Genomic DNA, 12,740 nt, shown 5'->3' on the forward strand with positions numbered 1-12,740 from the left:
ACTCGGCAGCAGCTCGGTGGCGCCCCGGCGGTGGCTCGGCGGTGGACCGGCGGTGGCTCGGCGCGGTGGCCCACCGCCCGTCCGGCGGTGAAGGGTCGGGCGGTGCGAGCGCGCTCCGCCCGGCGCGGGCCGAGGGCCCGCGAGCCCGGGGATCGGGACGGCGCGACGGTGGCGAACCGGAGCGCGGCCGGGGGCGAGACGGGGCGCACGGCGGTCGCAACCGGCGCACGACGGCGGCTCTCTGGCGCACATCCGGTGTACACGTGCGGGCGGATGGGCCACCATCAGGTTGCGCGAAGGGGCTGTCCCGGGCGGACCGCTGTGCCAAGGTCAGTCCATGCCCGACCATATGTCGGCCGATCCGGCCGGAACCCGTCCGCGTGTCCTGCACCTGATCAGTGATTCACGCCGCGGCGGCGCCCAGAACTTCGCCCGTGACCTCCACCGGGAACTGGGCCGCCGGGGCCAGTCCTCCGCGCTGTGCGCGCTCGCCCCGCACCCGGTGGTCCACCCGGGTGCTTCGGAGGCCGACCCGGGGGACTGCCCTGGCGCTTCCGGCCTGCGCACGGCCGCCGTCCTCGGCCCCGGCCGGCTGCGTCCGAGCACCCTGCGGGCGCTGCGTTCCGCCTCGCGCGCCGCCGACGTCGTCCTCGCCCACGGCTCCGACACCCTGGCCGCCTGTGCGCTCGCCCTGGCCGGCACCCGCACCCCGTTCGTCTACGTCTCGGTCGGCCACCCCCGCTACTGGACCGCGAACCGGCTGCGCCGGGTGCGCGGCGGCGCGCTGATGCACCGCGCCGCCGCCGTCACCACGCTCACCGACGAGGCGCGGGTCGTCCTGGAGGAGCAGTTCGCGCTGCCCGAGGGCAAGGTGCACGTGATTCCCAACTCCCGTGCCGCCGAGAGCTATCCGCCCGCCGACAGCCGGGACGACCGGCGTGCAGCCCGGCACGAGCTGGGCCTGCCGGCCGATGTCCTGCTGGTCGCCTGGATCGGCGCGATAGCGCCCGAGAAGCGGCTCGACCTCGCCCTCGACGTGCTCGACCGCCTCCCCGACGTCCGGCTCGCCGTCGCCGGGGACGGCCCGCTGCTGGAGACGCTGGCCCGCCATCCGGCCGCCGCCCGCGCCCACTTCCTCGGGCCCCTGTCCGATCCGGCCCCGCTCTACCGCGCCGCCGACGCGCTGCTGCTCACCAGCGACAGCGAGGGGGTTCCCGGAGCGCTGATCGAGGCGGCACTGGCCGGTGTGCCCGCCGTCGCCACCGACGTCGGCTGGGTACGCGAGGTCGTCCGGGACGGCGCCACCGGCGCGCTCGTGGCCCCCGGCGACCCGCTCGCCCTCGCCGAGGCGCTGGGCAAGGTGCTGGCCGTCAACCGGGCGGGCCTCGGCGCGGCGGCCCGGGCGCACGCGCTGGAGCACTTCGAAGTGGGCGCGGTGGTGGACGCCTGGCAGCGGCTGGTGGCCGAGGTGTGGACGGCGGGCGCGGCTCCGGCGGACTGACGCGGGACCGGTCGGTCGGGCCAGGGCGGATCGACCGGCTCGGGACCGACGGACCAGGAACCGGCCGACTCGGGACGGCCGGACCAGGAACCGACCGGCTCCGGACGGGTCGCCCCGGGGGACGGGCCGACGCCCCGGGCCCCGGCTGCGCCGTTCGGGCGAATCCCGGGACGCCGCCGCGCACGGACTCGCCGGTAACGAAACGCGGCCAGCACACTGCCCGGTGTGAACTCGAAGTCGCTGCTGCGGTCCACCGTCCTGTTCGTCGCCGCCGCCGGGATCGTCGCATCCCCCGTCCAGGCCGGCGCTGCGAGCCACCAACTCCCCTCCGAGGGTGCCCGGTTCGCGAGGTCCGACACCCCGCAGCCGGTGCGCGAGAGCGCCCGGACCGAGGCGGTGGAGTTCTTCTGGTACGACTGCGGCCACTCCCAGTCGCTCGAACAGCCCCTGCAGGCCTGGGCGGAGAAGCACCGCGAGGACGTCTCACTGAGTCGCGTCCCGGCGATCTGGCCGGGCAGCCCGGAGGAGAACGTGCAGCGCGGCCACGCGCGGCTGTACTACACGCTGGAGCGCCTCGGCCTGGTGGAACGCCTGCAGACCAGCGCGTTCCGCGCCATTCACAGCGAGCACGTCGACCTCAGCACCGAGGCCGCCTCCACCGACTGGGCCGCCCGCCACGGCGTCGACGCCCAACTCTTCCGCCGGACGTACCGGTCCACCGAGGTGGGGCAGTCGGTCGACGACGCCGCCGCCGCGTTCGTCCGCTACGGCATCAACGAGCTCCCGACGGTCATCGTCCAGGGCGAGTACCGGACTTCGCCGAGCAGGGCCGGCGGTGTCTCGGCGATGCCCGGGGTGCTCGACGAGCTGGTGCAGCAGGAGCAGATGAAGAAGTGAGACTGCGGCGTCACTGACGACGGATCAGGTGGAGAGCCCGGCCGAGGCTCGACGGCCCGTGGCAACTCCACCGCCCCCGACGCCTCCAAAGCCCTTGTCTAACCATTCAGATGCTGTTTAATGGTTAGCATGAGCGAGCTGACGATCCCGCAGGTCCATCACCGCCACGTCGACGTCGACGGGCTGCGCATCTTCTACCGCGAGACCGGCCCGGCCGACGCCCCCGTCCTCCTGCTGCTGCACGGCTTCCCGTCCGCCTCCCACCAGTACGCCAGGCTGCTCGACGCGCTCGGCACCCGCTACCGCCTGATAGCCCCCGACTATCCGGGCTTCGGCCACAGCGACAGCCCCGCGCCGGACGCCTTCACGTACCGGTTCGACACCCTCGCCGACGTGATCGAAGGCTTCTGCCTCACCCTCGGTCTGGACCGCTTCGCGCTGTACGTCTTCGACTTCGGAGCCCCCGTCGGCCTGCGCCTGGCCACCCGCCACCCGGAGTGGATCACCGGCCTGGTGGTCCAGAACGGCAACGCCTACGAGGAGGGACTCTCCGACCAGGCAAGGGAGTTCATCGCCAACCGGCGTGGCGTCCCGGGCGCCGGGGAGGCCGCGCGGTCGATCCTCACGCTGGAGATCACCCGCAGCCAGTACGAGGGCGGCACCGGGGACCCGAGCCTGGTCGCCCCCGACGGCTGGACCCTCGACCAGCACTTCCTCGACCTGCCCGGCCGCAAGGACATCCAGGTCGAGCTGGCCCTCGACTACTTCTCCAACGTCGAGCTCTACCCCGCCTGGCAGGCCTGGCTGCGCGCCGACCAGCCGCCGACGCTCGTCCTCTGGGGGCGCAACGACCCCTTCTTCACCGAGGCCGGCGCCCGCGCCTACCTGCGCGACCTGCCCGGGGCGGAACTGCACGTGTTCGACACCGGGCACTTCGCGCTGGAGGAGAAGCTGCCCGAGATCGCCCCGCTGATCGACGACTTCCTCGCCCGCACGCAGAAGTAGCCGGTCGTCCGGGGACCTTCAGAAGTAGCCGGTTGCCCGGGGACCTTCAGAAGTAGCCGGCCGTGCGGGGGACTTCGGCCGTCGATCCCGGGTGGCCGGGTGGGCGTCAGTCGCGGCGCAGCAGGTAGGTGACGAAGCCGAGCGTCCCCCGGTAGCCGTGCAGCCACTCGGTGCGGTGCCGGTCCGCCGCCTCCCGGGCGGCCGCCGCGTCCGGGTGGTCCGGGTGGTCCAGCGCCCACTCGGCCAGCGCGCCCGTCCACGCGAACTCGTAGTCCTCCCACTCCCGTTCCGTGCTGACGTGCCCGAACACCGGGGTCCAGCCGTCCGCGAGGACCCGGTCGGTGGTCGTCGCCAGGTCCGCGAACTCGTCCCGAGTCGCACCCAGCCCGTCCAGGGCGGCCCGGGACGGCTCGCGCTGCCAGAACCCGTCGCCGACCAGCAACCGGCCACCCGGCGCCAGGAGTTCGCGGGCCGCCGCGAGCGTGGGCAGCAGTCCGCCGAACGCGTGGGTCGAACCGACGCACAGCATCAGGTCGAAGGGCTCCTTCGCGGTGAACTCCCGTGCGTCCAGGTGGTGCAGGCCGATCCGGCGCACCACGCCGAGGGTGGTCGCGGTCTCCCGGGCGCGGGTCAGGGCCCCGGGGTCGAGGTCCACCCCCACGGCCCGCCAGCCCGGGCGCGCGGCCAGCGCCCGGATCAGCCAGGCGCCCTCGCCGCAGCCGAGGTCCAGGGCCCGGCCGTCCTCACGGCCCGCCGTCGCGCGGTCCAGCAGACGGGCCACCGACTCGTCCGCCAGCGGGGCCGCGATCGGGTGGTGGGCATGGGCGAGGCGGGAGATCTGCTGACGGTCCATCCGAGCAGTATGGATCCGATCGGCGTGCCGCGCCGGGGAAATCCCCGCTCGCGGGGGAGGCCGACTGCTCGCGGGCGGGTACCGGGGTCACGCCCGCGAGTAGGTCCGGCCCTTCCAGGCCGCGCCCCGGCCGCGCCAGTGCTGCACCGCCGAATCGACCGTCATCAGCAGGTACAGCCCCGCCGTGAACGGCAGCAGCAGTACGGCCGGGGCGGGTTGCCCGTAGTACCGGACCATCGGCAGGTACGTGCCCGCCATCAGCGCCCACGCCGCCCCTCCCGACGCGGCCACCGCCGGGTCTCCGGCCGCCAGGCCGGCCACCGTCGCCAGCGGCGGCACCAGGTACACCAGCCCCAGCCCCAGCACCGTCCCGAGCAGCAGCAGCGGCGAGTGCCTCAGCTGGGCGTACGCGCTGCGCGACACCATCCGCCACAGCTGCTCCAGGCGCGGGTACGGTCGGACGCTGTCCACCTGCTCGGCGAGCCCCAGCCAGATCCGGCCGCCGGTGGACTTCACGGCCCGGGCCAGCGACACGTCGTCGATCACCGCGCCCCGGATCGCCGCCACCCCGCCGGCCCGCTCCAGGGCCTCGCGCCGCACCAGCGAGCAGCCGCCCGCCGCGGCCGCGGTCCGGGAGCCCGGCCGGTTGCTCCGGCGGAACGGGTACAGCTGGGCGAAGAAGTACACGAAGGCCGGCACGATCAGGCGCTCCCAACGGGTCTCCACCCGCAGCCGGGCCATCTGCGACACCAGGTCCAGGTCGTTGGTCCCCGCTGCCGCCACCAGCTCGGCGAGCGAGTCCGGGCCGTGCGCGATGTCCGCATCCGTCAGCAGCAGGTACTCGACGTCCGGGCCGGCCAGCTCCACGCCGTGCCGCAGCGCCCACAGCTTGCCCGTCCAGCCGGGCGGCAGCGGGGGCGGGGTGGTGACGGTCAGGTCCAGCCCGTCGATCGTCCGCAACGACGCGGCCAGCGGGCCGGTGCCGTCCGAGCTGTGATCGTCCACCAGGATCACCCGCGCCTGCCCCGGGTACTTCTGCGCCAGCAGTGTCGGCAGGCTCGCCGGGAGCACCCCCGCCTCGTCCCGGGCCGGCACCACGATCGCCGCCTGCGGCCAGCGGACCGGCGGACGGCGCGGTGGCAGCCGCACGTCGGTGCGCCAGAACGAGCCGTGGCAGCACGCCAGCCAGACCCAGACCAGCAGGGAGAACGCGGCGATCCACAGCAGGACGGTCACCCCGGCAGTCTGCCGCAGAACGGGGTCGGGTGGGTGGATCGACTAAAGTCTTGACCCGTGAAGATCGCACTGATGGACTCCGGAATCGGCCTGCTGGCCGCCGCCGCCACCCTGCGGAAGCTGCGCCCGGACGCGGACCTGGTGCTGTCCTCCGACCCGGCCTCGATGCCCTGGGGGCCGCGGACGCCCGAAGAGGTCACCGAGCTGGCCCTCGGCTGCTGCCGGGCCGCCGCCGCGCTCGAACCCGACGCGCTGGTGATCGCCTGCAACACGGCCACCGTCCACGCGCTCGCGGCCCTCCGCGCCGAGCTGGAGCCCGGACTGCCGGTGATCGGCACCGTCCCCGCCATCAAGCCCGCCGCCGCGCTGGGCGGCCGGGTCGCGATCTGGGCCACCCCGGCCACCACCGGGAGCGACTACCAGCGCGGGCTGATCCGCGACTTCGGCGGGACGGCGGACATCACGGAGGTCGCCTGCCCGGGCCTCGCGGACGCCGTCGAGCACGGCGACGACGACGCCATCACGGCCGCCATCGCCGACGCCGCTGCCCGTACGCCGGCCGGCACCGACGTCCTCGTCCTGGGGTGCACCCACTACGAGCTCGTCGAGGACCGCATCCGCGCCGCCGTCAGCCCGACCGCCTCCCCGGCGCTCACGCTGCTCGGTTCCGCCGACGCCGTCGCCGCCCAGGCCCTCCGGCGCGTCGGCGACCCCACGCGCACGGGGACGGGCACCCTCACCGTGCTCCACGCCGGCGTCCCCGCGGTGCTCCCGCCGGCCGCCGCCCTCTACCCGCAGGGCAGCGTGCTGGCCACGCTCATCGGCTGATCCCCGCACCACCGGCCACACCCTCACGGACCTCCCCGCACACCGGGGAGGTCCGCGTCGTCTCCGCCGCCGCACCGGCCCCGATCGCCGCTCGGGATGAGGAACACCCCGCGCGCCCACCATGCCGAATCCGGCACTCCGGATTTCCCGCGGGCGAGCTTCGCATCCGATTTTCCTCGCCCGGGGGCGAAATCCGGTGGGGATATTCGGAGGGGTGATCCATATGACGTCCGGCATGAACTGACGGCGTCCGCATGGATATGCGGCCCCCACCGCGCCCGGCCCCGAAGATCGCGCACAGGAAGTCGATCCGGCCGACCTTCGGTGCGAGCCCGCATTCCATGATCAGGCCGCTGGCCTGGGCTTCAGTGCGTTGCACCGGAAGTCGGCCGATCCGACTTCCCGCGCCTGAGGGGTGCCGGCCCAGGGTGGATCTACTCGCGTAGATAGTTGAGGGCATTACTGTCGTGAACATGAAAGAAATCGGTGCGGCCTCCCGCGGGTGAATCGGCATCGAGGGTTCGTGTGGCGCGTGGGGCTGTGGCTTGGCACGCGGGAAGTCGGCGGGTCCGACTTTCCGTGCTCGGCGAGGTGGCGTGCGGGTCACCGCCTCGATCTACTCGCGTAGATGGGTGCCTGTGTGGGCCTCCGTGCCTGCGTGCCCCGCACGGGAAGTCGGCCAGGTCGACTTCCCGTGCGGGGGTGGCTGTCGGATGACCGATGGTCGCGGGCGGCGCCGTCGCGTTGCGCGAGCGGGTCGGCCCGCGTGGCCGGATGTGTCGCCCAGGGCGGAATCTACTCGCGTAGATGGTGTGGCTGAGATGTATGTGACGCATGGGAAGTCGGCTCTGTCGACTTCTCGCGCGCGATGGTGCCTTGATGGCGCGACAGTGTGCGGATATCGGGCGATTGGACTTCTCTGTCCGGTGATGTCCGGGATCTATCCGTGATCGTCCTTCCGTCCGGGCGGAAGGGGTGGTGCGCACAGGAAGTCGATCGCGTCGACTTCCCATGGAGAGCTACTCGCGTAGATTTCTCATGAGGGCCAATGTTGTGCCTTGGTGGCATTTCGGGTGACTTCCGGGCAATCGGGCAATCGGCCCATTTCCGCGGCCTGCGCGGGAAGTCGGTCCGGTCGACTTCCCGCGCGCCGACCTCCCGCGCACCGACGTCCTACGGGCCGCCTTCTCGCAGGCCGACTCCTCGCAGGCCGACCCCGCGGGCCGACTCCCGGCGGGCCGGAGGTCAGGCGACGGCCTGGCGGCGCCAGCGGCGGTAGGCGGGTTCGAGGCCGGAGAGGATGGTGTCGAAGCGGCGGGTGGTGGTGGAGGAGTCGACCTGGAGGCGGCTGATCTGGAGGGGGTGGGAGGGGAGGCGGGGGCCCAGGCGGTGGTCGGAGAGGAAGCCGAGGCGGTAGCCGAGTTCCTGCAGAACGGTTTCGGCACGGGGGTCGTGGCCGCCGTCCGGGTAGGCGAAGGCCGTCGGCGGCTCGCCGAGCCAGCGGGTGAGGGCCTCGTGCGCGCCGGTGATCTCGGCGCGGACGGTGTCGTCGTCGCAGCGCCCGAGGCACGGGTGCCCCTGGGTGTGGTTGCCGATCGCGACGCCCCCGTCCCGCAGGGCGAGGAGGTCGGCGGGGGTGAGCTGTTCCTGGCCGGGCGGCCGGCGGTCGGCGCTGACCCGCAGCTCGTGCAGGCTGCGCCGGCGGTCCGGGTCGGGCATGGCCTTCAGTCGGCGGAGCAGCTGGGAGGGGTGGCCGCGGTCGAGGGACCGGGCGCGGCCGCCGTGTCGGGCGAGGAAGTCGGCCTCGTGCCACCAGAACGGCCGCTCGGTGCCGATGAGCTCCGAGATGACGAAGGCGGTGGCCGGGATGCCACGGGCGTCGAGGGCGGGCAGGGCGTGGGTGAGGACGCTCCGGTCGGCGTCGTCGAAGGTGACCAGGACGCTCCGGGGCGGCAGCGGCCGCCGCTCGGTCACGGCCTGGAGGACCGCGGCGAGCGAGACGGGCGTGGCGAGCCGTTGGAGCCGGTCGAGCTGGGCGCCGAACGACCGGTGGTCGGTGACCCCGTGGTACGCCAGCACGGCGAGGCGTTGGGCGGCCCGGGCCCGGAACAGCGGCTGGACGGGGGCGAACCGCAGCCATTCGCCCCGCGTGTCCTGCTGTTCCGCCTCGACGGTCGGACGGCTACGGCCCCCGCCGTGCCCTCCGGCCTCGTGCCGGTCCGCCGCGTACCCGACGGGCGGCGGAAGTGCGCGCACGCCAAGCGCGGGCCTGGCGCGGGCCATGGAGATCGATGTTGTGGACTGGGACTGCGGCACGGTTCCCCCTCGTTCGCCGAGCGGCGTGGCGGTACCGCCGGAGGACGGAGCCCGGCCTCCGACTCCAGGGGTCGGCGGCTCCGCCCCTGGATTTTCCTGTTCTCGGTGGGGGGTTCTCGCCCACCCCTCGAACGGCTCCTGGATCACTCAATGCCATTGAGACCGTTGCACCACGGGGATGGTTGTACCGGGGGGACGAGGATTTTTCGTGGACTGATTGTGGAGTAGGAATGCGCATCCGCGGTTCCCGGACATCTCCGACGGAAGCCTTCGGACGAGCCCCGGATCGCCCCCCGGGTCAACCCCCGGATCGGCTGCCGGATCGGCCCCCGCTGCGCCCCGCGACCACCCCCGTGACACCCCGAACCGGCTCGGGTGCCCCGGTTGCGCAGCGTGTCGGGCGCTGCACTCCCTGCGGGCTGCCTCCCGCGTCGGGCGGGGGTACCTTGGGCTCATGGCAGATGCGGACCGTGACCCCTTCCACTTGCACGGAGCCTCACGGATGGCCCGCGCGTGCAGTGGCGGAGCCCTGGTCACCCACCAGCTCCCGTTGGCCGTGGTGGGCCTGGCCTGCCTGGCAGCGGGCATCGTCGTCGCAGTGATCGTTCCGGACAGTGGCGGCCCGGCCTGGGCGATGGCGGTGGCCGGATGTCTGGCGGCCGGTGTCCTGCTGCTCGGCCGGATCGCCTTCGGCCGTCTCCGCGATCGGCGGCGCACAGCGGTCTAGCGGAGCCCGGTCCGAGCCGGGGGCCGGGACCGGACCGGACGAGACCGGGCCGGACCGGCCGGGGGTCACCGGGCCCGGCCGCACCACATCACCCTCACCCGCCCGCCGTGTGTCGACGGTGTTCGGAATTCAGAAACAGCAGATCGAGCGGAATTGGTCAGGCCGACCGGATACCGTCCGGCCGGACAGAATTCATCCCCCTTCTTTCACCATTCTCGGACGACGTCCTCATCGCGTCCTTACTGTGAATAGTTTCTTCCGGCCGAAACGCCGTGGAGGGGAGCGACGAGCGGCAGGCCGGATAACGCTTCGCCCGCCTCGTGAAACGCGGTGGCGATCTCGCCGTCGTCGCCCTGGCCGCGATCACCTGACGCTGCCGCCGGCCCCGCCGGCCCCCGTCCTGCTGCGCCGCACCGGCCGTGGTCCGGTGCTCCGGCGGCCGACCCGGGCCGGGCAGCACGCCCAGGCCACGCCCAGGGCACGGCAGGAGCACATCGGGCCACGTCAGGCCGGTCGGCCGCCCCGCGCCGTCGGCGGACCACCCGACTAGATGAATGATGCGAAGGGTTAGTGGTCGTAGGCGGTCAGCGAGCGCATGACTGGCTGACCAGTGTGGTCGTTGTGCCAGATCGCGCAGGTCAGCGCGAGGACACGCTGCAGGACGCGGACCATTACCCCACCCGGGGTGCGGCCCTGGTGGCGTTCGAGGTCGAGCTGGGCCTTGAAGGTCTGGTTGACGGACTCGATGATCTGCCGCAGGGGCTTGAACAGGGCGGATCCGGCCCGCAAGGGCTCGCCCTTGCGGGCCGGCCGCAGCAGCTGCACTCCCCACTCGGCGAGTTCGTGTTCGAAGGTGCGGCCGTAGTACTGCCGGTCGCTGATGAGGGTCTGGCCCGGCCGGGAGGCCGCAAGGTCGGGCTCGGCGTGGAGCATGCCGAGCAGGGTCTCGCGCTCGTCCGCCTTCGCGCCGGTCAGCGCGAAGGCGACGGGCAGCCCGTGCAGGGTGCACAGGAGGTGCAGGCGCAGGCCCCAGAAGAACCGGGAATTGGCTGGCGCAGTAGCCGTATTCGGCCCATCCGGCCAGGTCCGAGCGTTTGGCCGTCTCGCGCGAGCGCCCGCACTTCACCGGTGTGGAGTCGACGACCCAGACGGTGTCGGTCCACAGCGAGGTGTCTCGGGCGAGCAGGCGGTTGACCCGTGCGACCAGGTCCGCGGCCTTGCGCAGGCGCCGGTTGTAGCCCGACTGCCCCGGCAGGTAAGGGAACAGGTGCCGCAGGTGGGATGAGGCGTGGCGGATCCAGCGGCGCTCGGAGGTGAAGCCGAGCAGGGCCTGCATCACCGCGAGGGTGACCAGTTCGGCGTCACTGAGCCGCGGCTTGATGCCGATCTCGGGACGCCACGGCGCCAGATGCGGCGATTCCTTCAGCAGGTCGTCGGTCTTCACGTAAAGTGCGGTCGCGAGGGAGTCCAGGTCAGGCGTCACAACCGACCTTTGGACTCCCTCGCTTCATCTCATGCGTCCCAGCTGACCCTTGGCATCAATCATCTAGGCTGCGGCCCATGGCCATTCCTCCCTTCCTCGCCGACCTCCGCGCCCTCGTGGGCAACCGCCCGCTCTGGCTGAGCGCCGTCGTCGCCGTCGTGCTGGACGACCGTGACCGGGTGCTGCTCGCCCGCCGCGCCGACGACGGCCGCTGGGCGCCGGTCGGCGGGATCCTCGACCCCGGTGAGCAGCCCGCCGACGGCGTGGTGCGCGAGTGCGAGGAGGAGACCGGTGTGGTGGCCGTGCCCGAGCTGCTCGCCTCGGTCACGGTCTCGCCGCAGGTGACGTACCCGAACGGCGACGTGACGCAGTACCTGGTGCTGACCTTCCGCTGCCGCGCGATCGGCGGCGAGGCGCGGGTGAACGACGACGAGTCGCTGGAGGTCGGCTGGTTCGCTCTGGACGAGCTGCCGCCGATGGTGGAGTCCGAGCACGAGCGGCTGCGCCACGCGCTGGAGTGCGAGGGCCCGGCCGTCTTCACCTGGGACGGCAAGGAGCGCCCCTGACCCGCACCGGCTCCGGCCGCGGTCAGCCCTTGTACTGCCGGTAGGCCTCCTCGGCCGCGTCCAGCACCGCCGCCAGGTCGCCGCCCGCCGTGGCGGTCGCTGCCGCGGCCACCGCGCCCTCGACGAACGGGGCGTTGGCGAACCGGACCGGGAACGGCAGGCCGTGCTCGTCGGCCTCGGAGAGCAGGGCGCGGACGGTGGTGACGGCGCCGCCCAGGTCGGCGAGCACCACCACGCCGTGGCCCTGGTCCACCCGGCGGGTCGCGGCAGCCACCAGGACGGCACTGATGCCGGGCCCGTCCGACGGGTCGCCGCCGGTCGCCGAGATCGGGGCGGGGGAGTCGGATCCGGTCAACGCGAGCGCGAGGTTGCGTACCGCGGTGGCCAGTTCCTGGCTGTGCGAGACCAGGGCGATCCCGACCCGCCCGTGTGCGGGGGGCCGGCCGGGGGTCGGCCGGGGCAAGGGCATGGGCGAGGGGGGCGTGCGGGGTGCCGGGGGGTGTGCCGAGGGTGCGTCGGAGATGGGGATGACGTCGGCGCGGGTGCCGTCCCGGCGGCTCATCGGCTGCTCCCTTGGGCGGGTCGTGGGGTTGGGGCGGGCCGGGACCGTCCGCAGGCGCGCTCCGGTCCCCGTGCGGGGCCCCGGAAGGTCCCGTACGGGCCACGGAGGTCCCCGTACGGCCCGGGGGTGCCCTCCCGCGCCCTCGCGGGCCCGGGCGGCGCCCTGGCAGCACTCTGGCAGCTGCCCGGCGCCCCCGCCGGTCGGGACACGCCTCGACCCTCTGCGGGGCGGCTCCACCGCCCCTCCGGCGGTGCCCGACCGGGGCCGGGGGAGTCCTCGTCAACCCGCTGACCGGGGCCGGGCGGTGTGGCTAGGCTGGCCCCGGAACGCCGTCGGGAGGAGATCGGTCAGTGGCAGTCAACAGCGGTACGGACACGGAGACCGTGGGCGCGCAGCCGGAGCTCGCGCCGAGCGGGAAGCCGAAGGTGGACTTCACCGGTGCGGAGTGGCTGTGCAGCAGCCAGGGGGTCGGAGACGTCCAGATCGCGTTCGTGGACGGGTACATCGGGATGCGGGACGGCCGACAGGAGGACGGGCCGGTGCTGGTCTTCACGCCGGCGGAGTGGCGGGCCTTCGTGCTCGGCGCCCGGGACGGCGAGTTCGACCTCACCTGAGCCGCTCGTTCGAGCGCCTCGCCACTGCGGAGCGGGTCCCCGGATGACGACCGGGGACCCGCTCCGCAGGCGGGTTTCCGGGCGGTACCACCCCACAGAAGAACAAATATGACGGCCCCCGCAGCAATTGATTTGTCTATTATAACAACGCC

11 protein-coding genes and 1 pseudogene are annotated in these 12,740 nt (G+C 73.3%); 7 read left to right on the forward strand and 5 right to left on the reverse strand.

Annotation, left to right across the window (positions count from 1 at the left end; translation table 11 throughout):
• The first annotated feature begins 337 nt into the window (after positions 1-337).
• The 3 genes from ABT048_RS37975 to ABT048_RS37985 all read left to right on the forward strand — a co-directional run bounded on the left by ABT048_RS37975 (position 338) and on the right by ABT048_RS37985 (position 3,403).
• A complete protein-coding gene (locus ABT048_RS37975; protein WP_350526191.1) occupies positions 338-1,501 on the forward strand; it encodes a glycosyltransferase in 1,164 nt (387 codons plus the stop codon).
• Between the two features lie 225 nt (positions 1,502-1,726).
• A complete protein-coding gene (locus ABT048_RS37980) occupies positions 1,727-2,398 on the forward strand; it encodes a thiol:disulfide interchange protein DsbA/DsbL (protein WP_350526192.1) in 672 nt (223 codons plus the stop codon).
• A gap of 129 nt (positions 2,399-2,527) precedes the next feature.
• The gene (locus tag ABT048_RS37985; RefSeq protein ID WP_350526193.1) at positions 2,528-3,403 is read left to right on the forward strand and encodes an alpha/beta fold hydrolase; all 876 of its coding nucleotides are present in this window, start codon (positions 2,528-2,530) and stop codon (positions 3,401-3,403) included.
• A gap of 106 nt (positions 3,404-3,509) precedes the next feature.
• Here ABT048_RS37985 and ABT048_RS37990 read toward each other — a convergent pair whose 3' ends face one another.
• Both ABT048_RS37990 and ABT048_RS37995 read right to left on the reverse strand, forming a co-directional pair.
• Entirely contained in the window at positions 3,510-4,256 is a 747-nt protein-coding gene (locus ABT048_RS37990) for an SAM-dependent methyltransferase (protein WP_350526194.1), read from the reverse strand.
• 87 nt (positions 4,257-4,343) lie between these two features.
• A complete protein-coding gene (locus ABT048_RS37995; protein WP_350526202.1) occupies positions 4,344-5,483 on the reverse strand; it encodes a glycosyltransferase in 1,140 nt (379 codons plus the stop codon).
• A 66-nt stretch (positions 5,484-5,549) separates the two neighbouring features.
• On the opposite strand from ABT048_RS37995, the gene ABT048_RS38000 reads away from it, so the two are divergent.
• Positions 5,550-6,320 (forward strand): glutamate racemase, encoded by a 771-nt coding sequence (locus ABT048_RS38000; protein WP_350526195.1) that lies wholly within the window; start codon positions 5,550-5,552, stop codon positions 6,318-6,320.
• A gap of 1,245 nt (positions 6,321-7,565) precedes the next feature.
• Here ABT048_RS38000 and ABT048_RS38005 read toward each other — a convergent pair.
• The gene (locus ABT048_RS38005; RefSeq protein WP_350526196.1) at positions 7,566-8,603 is read right to left on the reverse strand and encodes a polysaccharide deacetylase family protein; all 1,038 of its coding nucleotides are present in this window, start codon (positions 8,601-8,603) and stop codon (positions 7,566-7,568) included.
• A gap of 535 nt (positions 8,604-9,138) precedes the next feature.
• Between ABT048_RS38005 and ABT048_RS38010 the strand changes: the two genes are divergently transcribed.
• A complete protein-coding gene (locus ABT048_RS38010) occupies positions 9,139-9,363 on the forward strand; it encodes a hypothetical protein (RefSeq protein ID WP_350526197.1) in 225 nt (74 codons plus the stop codon).
• Positions 9,364-9,930: 567 nt separating this feature from the next.
• Here ABT048_RS38010 and ABT048_RS38015 read toward each other — a convergent pair.
• Positions 9,931-10,846: pseudogene (locus ABT048_RS38015) on the reverse strand (IS982 family transposase).
• A 77-nt stretch (positions 10,847-10,923) separates the two neighbouring features.
• Between ABT048_RS38015 and ABT048_RS38020 the strand changes: the two are divergent.
• The gene (locus ABT048_RS38020) at positions 10,924-11,412 is read left to right on the forward strand and encodes an NUDIX hydrolase (RefSeq protein WP_350526198.1); all 489 of its coding nucleotides are present in this window, start codon (positions 10,924-10,926) and stop codon (positions 11,410-11,412) included.
• Positions 11,413-11,434: 22 nt separating this feature from the next.
• On the opposite strand, the gene ABT048_RS38025 is transcribed toward ABT048_RS38020, so the two are convergent.
• Entirely contained in the window at positions 11,435-11,881 is a 447-nt protein-coding gene (locus ABT048_RS38025; protein WP_350526199.1) for a PTS-dependent dihydroxyacetone kinase phosphotransferase subunit DhaM, read from the reverse strand.
• Between the two features lie 443 nt (positions 11,882-12,324).
• Here ABT048_RS38025 and ABT048_RS38030 point away from each other — a divergent pair, with 443 nt between their 5' ends.
• Entirely contained in the window at positions 12,325-12,588 is a 264-nt protein-coding gene (locus tag ABT048_RS38030; protein WP_396553097.1) for a DUF397 domain-containing protein, read from the forward strand.
• Positions 12,589-12,740 lie beyond the last annotated feature (152 nt).

This window comes from Kitasatospora sp. NPDC096140 (assembly GCF_040303045.1).
Classification (GTDB): Bacteria; Actinomycetota; Actinomycetes; order Streptomycetales; family Streptomycetaceae; genus Kitasatospora.